Annotated in this window: 14 protein-coding genes and 1 tRNA gene; 12 read left to right on the forward strand and 3 right to left on the reverse strand. The window is 36.5% G+C overall.

Going from position 1 to position 16522, the window contains the following annotated elements; genetic code table 11:
• The first annotated feature begins 241 nt into the window (after window positions 1–241).
• Window positions 242–2785, forward strand: a complete 2544-nt coding sequence (locus tag J2X31_RS10180) for an ATP-dependent Clp protease ATP-binding subunit (protein WP_310026508.1) — start codon at window positions 242–244, stop codon at window positions 2783–2785.
• A 141-nt stretch (window positions 2786–2926) separates the two neighbouring features.
• Complete coding sequence (gene rimK, locus J2X31_RS10185; protein WP_310026509.1) at window positions 2927–4300, forward strand: 30S ribosomal protein S6--L-glutamate ligase; 1374 nt, start codon at window positions 2927–2929, stop codon at window positions 4298–4300.
• A gap of 41 nt (window positions 4301–4341) precedes the next feature.
• Here the strand turns inward: rimK and J2X31_RS10190 are convergent, their stop codons facing one another.
• Window positions 4342–4995: a class I SAM-dependent methyltransferase gene (locus tag J2X31_RS10190; protein WP_310026510.1), complete on the reverse strand. Its 654-nt coding sequence runs from the start codon at window positions 4993–4995 to the stop codon at window positions 4342–4344.
• Window positions 4996–5239: 244 nt separating this feature from the next.
• On the reverse strand, window positions 5240–6100 hold the full coding sequence (locus tag J2X31_RS10195) for an NAD(P)H-hydrate dehydratase (RefSeq protein WP_310026511.1): 861 nt from the start codon (window positions 6098–6100) through the stop codon (window positions 5240–5242).
• Between the two features lie 98 nt (window positions 6101–6198).
• Here J2X31_RS10195 and J2X31_RS10200 point away from each other — a divergent pair, with 98 nt between their 5' ends.
• The 7 genes from J2X31_RS10200 (at window position 6199) to tsaE (ending at window position 14339) form a co-directional block, all read left to right on the forward strand.
• Entirely contained in the window at window positions 6199–6870 is a 672-nt protein-coding gene (locus J2X31_RS10200) for a hypothetical protein (RefSeq protein WP_310026512.1), read from the forward strand.
• A gap of 244 nt (window positions 6871–7114) precedes the next feature.
• Window positions 7115–8197: a glycine cleavage system aminomethyltransferase GcvT gene (gene gcvT / locus J2X31_RS10205; protein ID WP_310026513.1), complete on the forward strand. Its 1083-nt coding sequence runs from the start codon at window positions 7115–7117 to the stop codon at window positions 8195–8197.
• A 128-nt stretch (window positions 8198–8325) separates the two neighbouring features.
• The gene (locus J2X31_RS10210; protein ID WP_310026514.1) at window positions 8326–10368 is read left to right on the forward strand and encodes a carboxy terminal-processing peptidase; all 2043 of its coding nucleotides are present in this window, start codon (window positions 8326–8328) and stop codon (window positions 10366–10368) included.
• Window positions 10369–10373: 5 nt separating this feature from the next.
• Window positions 10374–11405, forward strand: a complete 1032-nt coding sequence (locus J2X31_RS10215) for an LIC11966 family surface protein (protein ID WP_310026515.1) — start codon at window positions 10374–10376, stop codon at window positions 11403–11405.
• A 62-nt stretch (window positions 11406–11467) separates the two neighbouring features.
• Window positions 11468–12178: a YebC/PmpR family DNA-binding transcriptional regulator gene (locus tag J2X31_RS10220; protein WP_310026516.1), complete on the forward strand. Its 711-nt coding sequence runs from the start codon at window positions 11468–11470 to the stop codon at window positions 12176–12178.
• Between the two features lie 175 nt (window positions 12179–12353).
• A complete protein-coding gene (gene porX, locus J2X31_RS10225; protein ID WP_310026517.1) occupies window positions 12354–13907 on the forward strand; it encodes a T9SS response regulator signal transducer PorX in 1554 nt (517 codons plus the stop codon).
• Between the two features lie 21 nt (window positions 13908–13928).
• On the forward strand, window positions 13929–14339 hold the full coding sequence (gene tsaE, locus J2X31_RS10230) for a tRNA (adenosine(37)-N6)-threonylcarbamoyltransferase complex ATPase subunit type 1 TsaE (protein WP_310026518.1): 411 nt from the start codon (window positions 13929–13931) through the stop codon (window positions 14337–14339).
• On the opposite strand, the gene J2X31_RS10235 is transcribed toward tsaE, so the two are convergent.
• A complete protein-coding gene (locus J2X31_RS10235; protein WP_310026519.1) occupies window positions 14336–14458 on the reverse strand; it encodes a hypothetical protein in 123 nt (40 codons plus the stop codon). The two genes, tsaE and J2X31_RS10235, sit on opposite strands and share 4 nt — an antisense overlap.
• A 108-nt stretch (window positions 14459–14566) precedes the next feature.
• On the opposite strand from J2X31_RS10235, the gene J2X31_RS10240 reads away from it, so the two are divergent.
• The 3 genes from J2X31_RS10240 to J2X31_RS10250 all read left to right on the forward strand — a co-directional run bounded on the left by J2X31_RS10240 (window position 14567) and on the right by J2X31_RS10250 (window position 16307).
• Window positions 14567–15760 carry an alanine dehydrogenase gene (locus J2X31_RS10240; RefSeq protein ID WP_310026522.1) on the forward strand — a complete coding sequence of 398 codons (1194 nt, stop codon included), beginning with the start codon at window positions 14567–14569 and terminating at the stop codon, window positions 15758–15760.
• Window positions 15761–15797: 37 nt separating this feature from the next.
• Window positions 15798–16172 (forward strand): DUF4258 domain-containing protein, encoded by a 375-nt coding sequence (locus J2X31_RS10245; protein WP_310026523.1) that lies wholly within the window; start codon window positions 15798–15800, stop codon window positions 16170–16172.
• A gap of 60 nt (window positions 16173–16232) precedes the next feature.
• Window positions 16233–16307, forward strand: a tRNA-Val gene (locus J2X31_RS10250).
• The last annotated feature ends 215 nt before the right edge of the window (window positions 16308–16522 follow it).

Raw genomic sequence — 16522 nt, forward strand, 5'->3', positions numbered from 1 at the left:
ACTTGTTTTAAAAAATCCTGCTAATATAACCTTTCTCAAACTTTTTTCGTATATAAATTAACAGAATTTTATTCGATTTATTAACATAAAATCAGCCTTTATTAGTTGATAAGTTAATTGTAATTTAACTTTTATTTTTGGATATTTTTTTGTCAATTAGCTGTCAGTACTAATGGCAGGGTATGATTTTTGCAAAAGAGATACATTATTACTAAATTTACAGAACCAATATCAATATAGTATGGATGATAATTTTTCACCAAGAGTAAAAGATGTGATTACCTACAGCAAGGAAGAAGCCCTTCGTTTGGGTCATGACTTCATAGGTACTGAGCATCTAATGTTGGGTATTTTAAGAGATGGTAATGGTAAAGCTATAAATATACTAAACAATTTATCAGTCGATTTAGACCACCTGAGAAAAAAAGTAGAAATTTTAAGCCCTGCCAATCCAAGTGTTGAAATTAGCAACGATAAAAAGAATCTTCACCTAACCCGTCAAGCGGAAAGAGCCCTGAAGACCACTTTTTTGGAGGCAAAAGTATTTCAAAGCAGTTCAATAAGTACCGCACATCTTTTATTGTGCATTTTAAGAAACGAAAACGATCCCACAACCAAGCTATTAAATAAGATGAAAATCGATTATGATGTAGCTAAAGAACAATATTTAAATATGACGCCAAGCGAAGAAGAATTCCTAGATAACTTACCTAGAAATGAGTCATTTAATGATGATTCAGGACAAGATGACAGTTTAAAAGAAGGCAGTTTTAACAATCCTGCAAGCAAATCCAACAAGAAATCTAAAACACCAGTTCTGGATAATTTCGGAAGAGATTTAACAGAAATGGCCGAAGAAGGAAAATTGGACCCTGTTGTAGGACGTGAAAAAGAAATCGAGCGTGTATCGCAGATTTTGAGCCGTAGAAAAAAGAACAATCCCCTTTTGATTGGAGAACCAGGTGTTGGTAAATCAGCTATTGCAGAAGGACTTGCCTTGAGAATCATCCAAAAGAAAGTATCTCGCATTTTATTCAACAAACGTGTTGTTACTCTTGATTTGGCAAGCTTAGTTGCCGGAACAAAATACCGTGGTCAGTTTGAAGAACGTATGAAAGCCGTGATGAACGAACTTGAAAAGAACGATGATATCATTCTTTTTATTGATGAGATTCATACGATAGTTGGAGCTGGAGGAGCAACTGGTTCGCTTGATGCTTCAAACATGTTCAAACCGGCTCTGGCAAGAGGTGAAATCCAATGCATTGGTGCCACAACACTTGACGAATACCGTCAATACATTGAAAAAGACGGTGCTTTAGAGAGACGTTTTCAAAAAGTAATTGTGGAACCAACTTCTGTTGAAGAAACGATTACAATTTTGAACAACATCAAAAACAAATATGAAGACCACCACAACGTAATCTACACACAAGAAGCAATTGAAGCTTGTGTGAAGTTGACGGACAGATACATGTCTGAGCGTTTCCTTCCAGACAAAGCGATTGATGCTTTAGATGAAGCTGGTTCGAGAGTTCACATTACCAACATTGATGTTCCAAAACAAATCTTGGATTTAGAACGTCAATTGGAAGAAGTTCGTGAACTTAAAAATACAGTCGTTAAAAAGCAAAAATATGAAGAAGCAGCCAAACTTAGAGATGATGAAAAACGCATCGAAAAAGACTTGGCAATCGCTCAAGAACAATGGGAAGAAGATTCCAAAAACAACCGTATTCAGGTAACTGAAGACAATGTTGCTGATGTCGTTTCAATGATGTCTGGAATCCCTGTAAACCGTATAGCTCAAACTGAAAGTAATAAATTAGCTAAATTACCAGAACTCATTCAAGGTAAGGTAATTGGTCAAAATGAGGCGGTAATGAAAATTGCTCGTTCCATCCAAAGAAATCGTGCTGGATTAAAAGATCCAAACCGACCAATTGGTTCATTTATTTTCTTAGGACAAACAGGTGTTGGAAAGACCCAATTGGCAAAAGTTATCGCTAAAGAATTGTTTGATTCTGAAGAAGCTTTAATCAGAATTGACATGAGTGAATACATGGAGAAATTCGCCATTTCAAGATTAGTTGGAGCACCTCCAGGATACGTTGGATACGAAGAAGGTGGTCAATTGACTGAAAAAGTTAGAAGAAAACCATATTCTGTTGTTCTTTTGGATGAGATTGAAAAAGCACATCCAGATGTATTCAATATGATGTTGCAGGTTTTGGATGATGGATTCCTGACAGATAGTTTGGGTCGTAAAATCGATTTCAAGAATACAATCATTATTATGACTTCTAATATTGGAGCACGTCAATTGAAGGATTTCGGACAAGGTGTTGGTTTTGGTACTGCTGCAAAAGTTTCTCAAACAGATGAAAATTCTAAAAGTATTATCGAAAATGCCTTGAAAAAAGCCTTTGCTCCAGAGTTCTTGAACAGAATTGATGACGTTATTGTTTTCAATGCATTGGAGAAAGAACACATCGACTTGATCATCGAAATCGAATTGAAGAAACTTTATGCTCGTGTGAAAGAATTGGGTTACAACCTAAACCTTTCTGACAAAGCAAAAGCCTATATCGCCGAAAAAGGTTTCGACAAGCAATTTGGTGCAAGACCATTGAAAAGAGCCATTCAAAAATATGTTGAAGATGCCTTGGCAGAGGAAATCATCACTTCAAAAATTGGAATGGGCGACGAAATCTTTATGGACATTGAAGACGGCGGTCAGGAATTGACGGTTACAGTTCAAAAAACCGAAGAGCCAACAAATTAATATTATTAAATTGTTATACTACTTTTAAGACCCGATAAATTCAATGTTTATCGGGTCTAATCTTTTTGGGATAGTTGATTCTATTTCCAAAACAAATACTACTTTTGATATATTCAAAAAGAATCTCCTCAATCAAAAAATATGTTACAAGAAAAAGTTATCGTCGGAAGTGAAGAATGGTGCTCCTTCCCTGCTTTAGGAATTCCAACGATTAAAGCCCGTGTAGATTCTGGTGCCAAAACATCAGCTTTACATGCCATCAATATTGCTCCATTTGTCAAGGATGGAGAAAACTGGGTAAAATTCGATATCAATCCGATACAAAATAATGTCAAAACTGTGATTCATTGCGAATCGAAATTGGTTGATAAGAGAGTTGTCAAAAGTTCAAGTGGTTTCCGCGAACAACGTTACGTTATTGGAGCCGAACTCGAAATTGGCGGTCAGCATTGGTCGGTGGAAATTACACTTACCAATCGTGACTCGATGGGTTTCAGGATGTTATTAGGTCGTGAAGCGATGAACGGTCGCGTTTTGGTTGACCCATCTCAAAAATATCTTTTGGGCCAACCTACAACTGATAATCTCAAGGAGCTTTACAAATCTTCTGAACAAGCTAAATCAGGATTGAGAATTGGGCTTCTCGCAAGTAATCCAGAGCTTTACAGCAACAAAAGGATTATGGAAGCTGGCGAAATGCGAGGTCACGATATGCAATTCCTCAACATCAAGGAATGCTATATGAAACTCGATGCAACAAAACCTGAAATACATTATAGAGGTGGAAAAATCCTTGATAATTTTGACGCCATCATCCCAAGAATTCGTCCAAGCATTACGTTTTATGGTTGTGCTTTGACCAGACAATTCGAGGCTTTGAAGGTTTTTTGTTTGAATTCTTCTTCTGCAATTACACAATCAAGAGATAAATTATATTCGTTGCAATTATTATTGAATAATGGAGTTGACATTCCTACCACAGGATTTGCAAACTCGCCTTTGGATACCAATGATTTGATTAAAATGGTTGGTGGACCGCCTTTGATTGTAAAACTTTTGGAAGGAACACAAGGAAAAGGTGTCGTTTTGGCAGAGACCAAAAAAGCCGCAGAAAGTGTGATCAATGCTTTCAAGAGTTTAAATGCAAATATTTTGGTACAGGAATTCATCAAGGAAGCCAACGGAAAAGACATTCGCTGTTTTGTGATTGACGGAAAAGTGGTTGCTGCAATTCAACGTGAAGCGTTGCCGGGCGAATTCAGAGCGAATATCCATTTGGGCGGAACTGCCTCAATCATCAAAGTTACTCCCGAGGAAAAACGCATTGCCATCAAGGCTGCAAAAGCAATGGACTTGAAAGTTGCAGGGGTAGATATCATCCGTTCTTCAAAAGGACCGTTGTTGTTGGAAGTAAATTCTTCGCCTGGATTGGAAGGAATTGAAGGTGCAACCAACAAAGACATTGCCGGTGAAATGATTCTCGCGATTGAAAAGAATTTCAAATACAGACAATAAAAAAATGAAAAACAGCTTCTTTAACCGGAAGCTGTTTTGTTTTAAACTTTATCAAGAATGAATGTATAGAATTTTCGGGTAACCAAATCCCCTGCTTTACTCCTCACTTCATCTGTATTTTCTTTTATTTTGGATATTTCAAAACCAGCACTTTCAGCTAATTTTTCAATTTCTGATGTTTCATAGAGAGTAAATACATATTTGGTAAAAGGCAGTTTTTCCATAAATGATTTGTCGGCCATGGTAATCAACAACTTTCCTTTTTGATTCAAGACACGATGGATTTCTTTTAAAAATTCTTGAGGATCTTTCCAAAAATAGATGGTGTTTACGGTGAAAACTGCATCAAAACTACTTTCTTCAAAAGGGAGTTTTGTTCCTTCATAAAGTTGAAAAGTGACGTTATCATCTAGTAAGTGCTTGTTCATCTTCTTTGCTTCATCAGACATAAGTGCTGAAATTTCCAAACCTGTATAGTTCAAATGATTTGCCTTGCTTAGAAGATATCCAAGATGTCCACAATTTCCGTGACCAATTTCTAGGACTGAATCATTATCTTTCAAATTCAATTGATTAATGGAGTCGGATGTCATGGTGATATTGGTGCTATTCATCATTTCTCCCATTTGGATGCCTGCTTCTCCATCAGGTTTTGAAAGTTGTTGTGCTATATTTTTTAAATCTTCTTCGTTCATTTTTGAGCAATTGGAATTAATAATCAAATATAAAAAAAGAGAAGCCCCTTACAAAAAAGACTTCTCTACTATAGTTTTTGTTAATTTATATACCTGCAGTTTACGTTGACAGTACTTCGAGGTTAAACCATTTATTTTGAATCAGGACTGAAAGAAAACAAATAGTTTAGAATAAATCACTAAAGTAAATTTACACAAAAATATTTTACCAACCAACTGATTTATTGGGTTTTAATGAAATATTTTAGCCCTGTCCGATTTCCCTTTCAAAACTTAAATAGGCTTTCCCAAGATATTCTATTATGGTTGAAGCAATAAAAGCCTGATGTCCTGTTTCAGGTAAAGCAATGTCGGCTGTTAAACCGTGGAGGTAAACACCCAATATAGAAGCTTCTAACGGTTTATAGGATTGAGCCAATAACCCCGTGATGATTCCCGTCAAAACATCGCCACTTCCGGCGGTTGCCAAGGAAGGGTTTCCTGTGGTGTTTTTATAGACGTTTTCGCCATCAAAAACATAGGTTGGAGCTCCTTTCATTACGATTATCACTTCAAGGGTTTGCGAAAGAGCTTGTGTCTTTTCGAATTTTTCTTCTTCGGATTCCCACTTGCCAATCATTCTTTCGAGTTCTTTGAGATGTGGTGTCAAGATTGTTTTCTTGGGTAATTCCAACAGCCATTCTCTATTGAGTGAAAGTATGTTCAAAGCATCGGCATCAATAACCAAAGGCGAAGTACTGTTTTTCAAGAATTGATAAAGTGCTCTTTTGGTTTGGCGGTCCTGCCCCATTCCTACTCCAATTCCGATGGCGTCTGGCGTGATGCCCAGCCGGATTTTTGAGATAGTATTTTCGTTTATATCGGTAATTACCATTGCTTCAGGGAGAAAAGTCTGCATGATGTTGTAGCCACATTTTGGAATATAACCCGTTACTAATCCGCAACCAGACATGAGTGAAGCTTTTGATGCTAAACAAACCGAACCCATCTTGCCATAGCTTCCGCCGATGATGACGGAGTGACCTTGGGTTCCTTTGTGGGCGGAATTTTCTATGGGTTTGTATATTTTGAGTATTTCGGTTTTGGTGATTTCTGTGGGTTTCATTGTTTGGGGTTTGTTTATTTAAATGTAAGGTTTTTTGAAATGATTCAGAAGTTTAATTTATTTATATTTGAATAATTCAACTTGTTAATTCATTTCTGATGAAAAATTTATACAAACTCATTTTTCTTTTCCTACTATTTCACAGTCTTTCAAGTTGCAAGAAAGAAACACCATTAGAATTTGAAAAGGACGTAATGTGCGAAATCCTTCCAGCTTTGCTGGATTCATTAGCAGTTGATAGAAGGTTGATGTATCCTCCACCAGTTGCAAAAATAATTTTTGATAAAAATGACAATCGTATTAGATTAGATTCTAGTGATTTGGACATTAGAAGAAAGGAATTTGAAGAAAATCTAATGAAGATAGAGCAGGATACTAATGTGGTGTTTGTAATAAAGGATTTTGTGAATGAATTAGAAGACGAAGATTGGAATACTCGGAATGATTATTTCAAAAATGTAGTGTTTGAAAAGGATTCGATAAATTCAAAGCAAAAATATAAGATTGACTTAAGTTGTGTTTCTAAATACAAACTAAAATATCGCTCAAAATTTAAAGAGACTAATGATTTTTTTATAGATAAATATAAGTTTTTTGTAGGTGGACTTCTTTCTTTTTCTAGAATTCATTTTGATAAAAATCATGAACACGGAGTTTTAAGTACATCATACTTATGTGGTGGGAATTGTGGTCAAGGTTTCAAAGTATATCTAAAAAAAATAAAAAACGAATGGGTCATAGAAAAAATTATTCCTACTTGGATTGCCTAATTTACACAATCTATATCCACAATCCTGGCAAATAGCCCCGATAGTAGTGAAAATCCTTTGTTGAGAAAAACCTATTTTTTCCTGACCTGGCAGAGCGACCGGAGGAAGCTCCTGACGGGTCTTGGAAAAAAAGGTTTTTATAACAAAGATTGTAACGGATAGCGGGAAATGCTTCTTAAAAAAAATATTTTTCTCTAAAAAAAAGCAATAAATTAGCAACTTTAAAAAACTTAACTACATTAAGATGAAAGATACTGCATTAAAGCACATACACGAGAGTTTGGGAGCGAAGATTTTACCGTTTGCGGGATACAATATGCCGATTTTATACGAAGGCGTGAATGCTGAACATGAGACGGTGCGAAATGCCGTGGGTGTTTTTGATGTTTCGCACATGGGGGAATTTCTTCTTTCTGGACCTAACGCGTTGGCTTTGATCCAGAAAGTGACTTCGAATGATGCTTCGACACTTACAATTGGTCGTGCTCAATATTCTTGCCTGCCGAACAATCATGGTGGAATTGTGGATGATTTGATTGTTTACAGAATGAAGGAAGAGCAATATCTTTTGGTGGTGAATGCTTCGAATATCGAGAAAGATTGGGAATGGATTTCATCGCACAATGATTTGGGTGTTGAAATGAAAAACCTTTCTGAAGACTATTCGTTATTGGCAATTCAAGGACCGAAAGCAGTTGAAGCGATGCAAGCATTGACTTCGGTTGATTTATCGGCTATTCCTTATTATCATTTTGAAGTGGGTGATTTTGCTGGAATCGAACACGTTATTATTTCGGCAACGGGCTATACTGGTTCGGGAGGTTTTGAAATCTATTGCAAGAACGATGAAGTGGAACAGGTTTGGAACAAGGTTTTTGAAGCGGGTGCTGCTTTTGGCATCAAGCCGATTGGTCTTGCTGCACGAGATACTTTGCGTTTGGAGATGGGATTCTGCCTTTACGGAAACGACATCAACGACACTACTTCGCCTTTGGAAGCTGGTTTGGGATGGATTACAAAATTTACCAAGGATTTCGTGAATTCGGAAAGCTTGAAAAAGCAAAAAGAAATTGGTGTTCATAGAAAACTGGTTGGTTTTGAATTGTTGGACAGAGGAGTTCCGCGTCAGGACTACGAAATTGTTGATAAAAATGGCGATGTGATTGGAATTGTAACTTCGGGAACAATGGCTCCATCTTTGAATAAAGGAATCGGAATGGGTTATGTAACGACTCCATTTTCTACCGTTGATAGTGAGATTTTCATCAGAATCAGGAAAAATGATGTTCCTGCCAAGGTCGTAAAAATGCCTTTCTATAAAAAATAATTCAGCTTGATAACAAGTTCGAATACACTAAAAAAAAATCACTACTCGTTAGTGATTTTTTTTATATCTTAATGGTTTCAAAAACTAGCTATAATTTCCCCTAAGGTAGCTATCCTAAAGGTCAATATATGAAGCAATTTTTACTTTATCTAGTACTATTACCGCTACCCGTTTTGAGTCAGTCGAACGACAAGACTTGCGAAACACTTGCTAAAATAAATGCTCTTGTAAAGGAGAATCATTTTCAACCGAAACCGGTGGACGACAGTCTGTCGGTTTTTGTTTTTGATAAATTCATTGACGGATTGGACAGCAACCGTAACATTTTCACGAAGGTGGAGTATGAAAAATTACGCAAACACCGCCTTTTGATTGACAATTATATAGCCGAAAATAATTGTTCGTTTATGAATGATTTTGTTTCGACCTATAAATTGGCGTTGGAAAGAAAGCGATCTGTGATTGAAAAACTGGAAACGGTTGCCTTGGATTATAACTCGAAAGACAGCGTGAAATTCTCGAAAGAACAATTTCCGTTTGATTTGAATGAAAATGATTTCGATAGGGTTTGGAAAAAAAGGCTCCGCTTTGATATTCTGGAGGATATTTCGAAACTGAGCAAAAATTCGGATTCCCTTCAAAAGCATTTTTCTGAAATTGAAAAGACGGTGAAAAAGAAGATTTTTGATACCAATCTGTGCAAGGTCAATGCTATTCTTAACAACAAAAACGGTTTGGACGGTGTTTTGAAAAATGATTTCCTCAATGCTTTCTGCAATTATTTTGACCCCCACTCCAATTATTTTTCGTTTGATGCGAAGTCCAGTTTCTTGTCGGGATTGTCCACCAGCAATTTATCTTTAGGTATTGATGTTTCAATGAATGAGAATGACGAAATTGTAATTGCCGAGATTGTTCCAGGCGGTCCGGCATCGAGAAACGAAAAAATCGAAATTGGCGACATCGTAACCAAGGTTTCCAACACCAAAGGCGAAGAATATTGGGTTTCCTGCTCGTCAATGGAAACCATTGGCGACTTGATTTTTTCGGATACTAACAAGCAGATTCAACTTACGCTTCGCAAAAAAAACGGAGCAACAGTTGATGTTTTAGTCAAGAAAAAAGTGATGAAAGCTACTGCAAATGCAGTTTACAGCTTTATTGCCGAAAAGGAAACAAAGGTTGGCTACATCAAGATTCCTAATTTTTATGCTGATTTTGATGGCAAAACAATGAAAGGTTGTGCAGATGATGTAGCTAAGGAAATTGTGAAATTAAAGAAAGACAAAATTGACGGACTCGTTATAGATTTGCAAAACAACGGTGGCGGATCTATGGCGGAAGCTATAAAATTGGCTGGAATGTTCATCAATGTGGGGCCGATTTCGGTTTTGGTTGATAATAATCACAACCAAAACATCATCAAGGATTTTAATCGTGGCGAAGTGTATGATGGTCCGATTGTGATTTTGATAAACGGCTATTCGGCATCTGCCAGTGAGTTTTTTGCAGCAGCTTTGCAGGATTATAATCGTGCAGTAATTGTTGGCTCTACCTCTTTGGGAAAGGCTTCGATGCAAACCATTATGCCTCTGGAGGAAGACAATGAAAATGATTTTGTGAAGCTTACTATTGAAAAATTCTACAGGATTTCGGGCGAAAGCCATCAGATAAAAGGAATTGTTCCAGATGTTTCAACTCCAGTTTTGTTTGACAGTTTGATAAAAAGGGAAGACAGTTTTGAAACGGCATTACCTTATGACGCTATTACCACTCGTGCAAAATACAATCCGCTTCCGAATACTTTCAATTCAGAAATCTTTAATTTGAGCAAAACTAGAATTGAGAATGATTTACGTTTTAAAGAGATGAAAAGCATCAATGAAGAAATTAATCTTACTTATAACAAACCAAGAAATCCTGTGAGACTGACTTTTGCAGATGTTTTCAAGGAAGTGCACGACATTGATTCGCTTTGGGAAAAAGTAAAAAGTGTTACCGAAAAGGAAAACAGCCTGACGATTTCCAATACATCTTATGATAAAGAAAAATTTGCCTTTGATGAATTTCAAAAGGAAATCAATACGTTCAAGATGAAGGATGTGAAAACCAATCCGTACTTGGAGGAAGCTATCAATATTATTAACGATTATAAAAAATTCAAACAATAACTTTTATGAAATCAGCCTTATCCGTTTTACTATTGCTTTTTGTGCTAAACACGAATGCTCAGGAATTTAAGACACCTGTAGAATATTTGGATTATATCGGAAAAGAATCGGATATCATTTCCCGAACCACTTGGAAATATACTTTGGCTGTAGCCCATAGCAAAAGTGCCCGTAAAATTGACAATACCCGAAAAGCATTGGTGAAAAGTATTCAAAATGCCAAAAAGAAAATTGGAGCATTAAAAGATGGTTATAAAGGAGATGTAGAATACCGCGACCAGATGTTGGCCTATCTGACAATTTCTGAAAATCAAATCAATGAAGAATATGATAAGATCATTGACATGCAGGAAGTTGCAGAGCAATCCTATGATTTTATGGAAGCCTATATCTTGGCTAGAGAATTGGTAAACGAAAAAATCAATGCCGAAGTCGAAAAACTCAATGCTAATCAGAAGCTATTTGCCAATAAATACGGCATTCAAATTGGAGAAGACAATACAGAATTAGGCAAGAAAATGAAAATTTCAAACGAAGTTTTTAAAAATCAAACGGATTTGTATTTGATCTTTTTCAAGGCAAACATCACTGATTATAATCTGCTGAAGGCTGCTGAAAAGAAAGATTTGAATGCCATCCAACAAAATGCAAATGCGTTGCAACAATTTGCTGATGAAGGTTTGGAGAAATTAAAAACGTTTCAGGCTTATAAGAATGATCCGTTACTAATAAATGCAACAAAGAAAGCTTTAGAATTCTACAAAAGAGAAGCAGTTGAATTAAGTCCGAAAATCATAGCTTTTATGATGCTTAATGAAAAAATGGAAGAAAGCAACACCACACTGAACAACAAAAATCCAAAAGACAGGACCAGGGACGAAATTGATGCCTTCAATAAATTGGTTACCGAAGTAAACAAGGAAGTTGGAAATTATAACAAGCTGAACGCCAAATTCAATGCAGAAAAAACGACTGCCGTAAACAATTGGAATATGGCAAGTGAAAATTTTGTTTCAAAACACGTTCCTAAAGATTAATTTTTCATTTGATATAAAGAAGGAATAACACTATTTTTGCATCGTTAAAATAATTTTTAGAAATGGGAAGAGCTTTTGAATTTAGAAAAGGTAGAAAAATGAAACGTTGGTCAGCAATGGCCAAAGCATTTACCAGAATTGGAAAAGATATAGTAATGGCTGTTAAGGAAGGTGGACCAAATCCGGAAGCGAATTCCCGTTTGAGAGCCGTTATGCAAAACGCAAAGGCTGCCAATATGCCAAAGGAAAATGTGGAACGTGCCATCAAAAAAGCTACCGATAAAGACACTGCCAACTATAAGGAAGTTTTGTTTGAAGGATATGCACCTCACGGAATTGCACTTTTGATTGAAACTGCCACAGATAACAATAACAGAACGGTTGCCAACATCCGAAGCTATTTCAACAAATGCAACGGAACAATGGGAACTCAAGGTTCGGTTGAATTTATGTTTGACCATACTTGTAACTTTAGAATTCCTTCTGAAGGAATTGATGTGGAAGAAATGGAATTGGAATTCATCGATTTTGGTGCAGAAGAAATTTTTGCTGATGAAGACGGAATCCTGATCTATGCTCCTTTCGGAAGTTTTGGAGCCATCCAAAAAGAATTAGAAAACAGAAAAATTGAAATTCTTTCTTCTGGTTTTGAAAGAATTCCGCAAGTAACCAAGCAATTAACGCCAGAACAAGTAGCTGATGTTGAAAAATTATTAGAAAAAATCGAAGAAGATGATGACGTTCAAAACGTTTATCATACTATGGAAGAGTAATCTTTTTTAGATTTAAAATATACTGAAACTCCCTTCGTGGGAGTTTTTTTATTGAATAATCTTTGAGCCTTTGTGTCTTCGTGGCAAAAAAAAACTTTTACAAAAATATTAAGAACCAACCCAACCAATAAATGTTAAATTGCACTACTTTAGTAACAGAAAATTATACCTACAAATGGATCAGATAAAAATACTTTGGGTTGATGATGAAATCGATTTGCTCAAGCCACACATACTTTTCTTGGAGAAAAAAAACTACAATGTAACCACGTGCAACAACGGTCGTGATGCTGTTGATATGTTCGACGAAGGCAATTTCGACATTGTTTTCTTGGACGAAAATATGCCGGGAATGAGCGGTTTGGAAACACTTCAGGAAATCAAGGAAAAAAAATCTTCTACACCTGTAATCATGATTACAAAAAGTGAAGAAGAATATATTATGGAGGAAGCCATCGGTTCTAAAATTGCCGATTATCTGATAAAACCCGTGAATCCAAACCAGATTTTATTGAGTATCAAGAAAAATTTGGACCATTCGAGATTGGTTTCCGAAAAAACAACTTTGGATTATCAGAAGGAATTCCGCAAGATTGCAATGGAACTTTCCATGGTAAATTCTTATGAAGATTGGTTTGAATTGTACAAAAAACTATTGTATTGGGAAATTGAACTCGAAGATATCGACGACCAGAATATGGTGGAGATATTAGAGTCGCAAAAGATTGAGGCCAATTCGCAATTCGGAAAATTCATCGAAAGAAATTACAAAGATTGGTTTTTGCCAAAAGCCGATAAACCGATTCAATCCCATACCCTTTTCCGCGAATTGGTTGTTCCGGAAATCACCAAAAAAGACCGCCCAGTCCTGTTTGTCGTAATCGATAATTTGCGTTATGATCAATGGAAAGTCTTCGAAAGTGTAGTGAACAATCATTATAAATTGGAAAAAGAAGTTCCATATTATGCGATTTTGCCAACTGCGACACAATATGCAAGAAATGCCATTTTCTCAGGCTTGTTGCCGATTGATATGGAAAAACAATTTCCGCAATATTGGAAAAACGATGTTGATGATGGTGGAAAAAATCTTTATGAAGCTGAATTTCTTACGGCACATTTGAAACGTTTGGGCTTAAACATCAAACAGGATTATTTCAAGATCACGAATTTAGCAAGCGGAAAAAAACTGGCTGAAAACTTCAAATCATTCAAAAATAATGATCTAGTAAGTGTTGTTTATAATTTTGTTGATATGCTTTCACACGCTAAAACCGAAATGGATGTCGTGAAAGAATTGGCTTCGGATGACAAGGCATATCGTTCGTTGACATTGAGTTGGTTCAAGAATTCGCCCCTTTTGGAAATCATCCAGCAGGCACAAAAAATGGGGTTCAAACTCATCATCACAACCGACCACGGAACCATAAACGTAAAAAATCCTTCTAAAGTCATCGGAGACAAGAATACAAGCTTGAATTTACGCTACAAAACCGGAAGAAGTTTGACCTATGAAGACCGTGATGTCTATGCTGTAAAAGACCCAAAATCCATCGGATTGCCAACTATAAATATGAGCAGTTCGTATATTTTTGCCAAGAACGACAACTTTTTGGCCTATGTAAACAACTACAATCACTATGTAAGTTATTATAGAAATACGTATCAACACGGAGGAATTTCACTCGAAGAAATGATTATTCCGTTTTTAGTTTTTAATCCTAAATAAAATTTATTGTTCTGATATACAATGGAAATAGAATTTTCACTTGAACAAATACATCAAATAGCTCAAGAAGTTTTAAAGCAAAATCCAGAAAAGGTGATTTTGTTTAATGGTGATATGGGAGTTGGCAAAACCACCTTCATAAAAGCATTATCAAAAGCACTTGGCGTGAAAGATGCCACAAGCAGTCCTACTTTTTCTTTAGTAAACGAATACGAAGCCGAAAACGGAAAACTCGTCTATCATTTCGACGTTTACCGACTTAAAAATGAAGCCGAAGCCTACGATATGGGCATCGACGAATACCTTTATTCCGGCGAATGGTGCTTCATCGAATGGGCCGAAAAAATCCCGTCATTGATTCCACAGCAACATTCCGTTATCAATATAAAATTATTGGGGAACGGAAACAGGAAGCTTACGTTGAAGAATTAGGAGCGAAACTGTAGGGCTTCTTCGGAATCCATTTTCCTGCTATCCATTACAATCCCGAAGGTTTTTAAAGAAAAAACCCTCGGGATTTCCATTGCTATCAGGGCTATCTGGAAAACCATTCGCATACTTTTAAACATTTCTTAAAATCAGCTATAAAATTCCAACACTTCACTTCCAAATTTTGCAACTTTTTGCGTAATTTAGACCTTTAATTTTTAGACACCATTATGTCACTGACACCTTTTACCAAACAGCAACTAATTCCGCAGGAAGAAAAGTTAGAAATCGCCCGACACAAGAGCGAACTTTTTATTGGACTTCCAAAAGAAACCTCCTTTCAGGAACGTAGAATTTGCCTGACTCCCGATGCTGTAAATTCACTTACATCCCACGGACACAGGGTTATGGTAGAATCAGGTGCAGGAGAAGCTTCAAGCTATTCCGATAAAGAATACAGCGAGGCAGGTGCCGAAATTACAAAGGACACCAAGAAAGTTTTTGGTTGTCCGATGCTTCTAAAAGTAGAACCGCCAACGCTTGAAGAAATAGAAATGATCAATCCACAAACGATTATTATTTCGGCCATTCAGCTCAAAACGCGACAAGCCAACTATTTTGAAGCACTTCACAAGAAAAAAATAACCGCTCTAGCCTTCGAATTCATCAAGGACGACGACGGAACTTATCCTGCCGTAAAATCTTTAAGCGAAATTGCAGGAACAGCTTCAGTTTTAATTGCTGCCGAATTAATGATCAGCAGTCAATCTGGAAAAGGTTTGCTTTTCGGAAATATTACAGGAGTTCCTCCTACCGAAGTTGTAATTTTAGGAGCCGGAAGTGTTGGCGAATTTGCGGCCAAAACCGCCATCGGATTAGGTGCAAGCGTGAAAGTTTTCGACAATTCAATTACCAAACTTCGAAGATTGCAAAATCATTTGAATCAAAGGGTTTTTACTTCAACCATACAACCAAAATCTTTACTGAAAGCACTTCGCCGTTGTGATGTTGCCATTGGAGCAATGAAAGGACGTGACCGTTGCCCGATTATTGTAAACGAAACGATGGTCGAGCACATGAAAAAAGGTGCTGTAATCGTTGATGTAAGTATTGATACCGGTGGCTGTTTCGAAACTTCGGAAGTAACCACACACGAAAAACCAACTTTTATAAAACACGATGTTGTTCATTATTGTGTTCCCAATATTCCTTCGCGTTATTCCAAAACAGCTTCGTTATCCATTAGCAATATCATCACTCCTTACCTATTGCAGATTGCCGAAGATGGCGGGATTGAAAGTTCCATTAGATGCAACAACGGTCTGAAACACGGTGTTTATTTCTACCACGGAATCCTTACCAATAAAGCCATCGGCGAATGGTTTGGAATTCCGAATAGCGACATCAATTTAATTGTGTTTTAATATTACTTTGACTTACCTTTGCCCAAAATTTAAATAAATGAAGTTTTATCAACGTTTTGCCTATTACCTTTCCGGGTTTGCCATCGGGTTGGTATTTCTTTTTTTTATCCTTAACGGAAAAGAAACCAGTTGCAGTTATTTTCCAAATGCCAGGGTTTTGAAAGATTTGAGAAGCAAACCTTTCCATTATTCAGACATTGCAAAGGAAAAACTGACTCAAAAATGGGTCGATACTGCCGATATCAAAAAAACACTTACCTATGGTGATGTAGATTTCGACAGAAGTAACATAAAGGAAGGAAGTGGGAAACTATACACGGTTGAAGGTAAAAATTCTAAAAATGAGAAGATTACCGTAGAAGTCATCAATTATTCGGATAGAGTTTTGTTGAAAGACATAAAAAAAGAATAATTTTTTACTCAAAATAGCTTGCAAATATAAATTCATAGTGTATATTTGCACTCGCATTTAGGGCGATTAGCTCAGCTGGTTCAGAGCACCTCGTTTACACCGAGGGGGTCGGGGGTTCGAACCCCTCATCGCCCACTAAGAAAAACCTCAATGAAAATTGAGGTTTTTTTTATGCCGAAAACCCAATAAATTTAACCCTTCACAATCTTACTAAAAATTTTAGGTTCGGAACCCTCAAATAAAATCATTTTGAGTCATACACTAGTTATTTATTGATAATCAGTTGTTTAGTGTTAAAGATGTATTTAAAAAGCAAAACTTCTATAGAGATCATCTCTAATAATAATTCT

This window comes from Flavobacterium arsenatis (assembly GCF_031456785.1).
GTDB lineage: Bacteria > Bacteroidota > Bacteroidia > Flavobacteriales > Flavobacteriaceae > Flavobacterium > Flavobacterium arsenatis.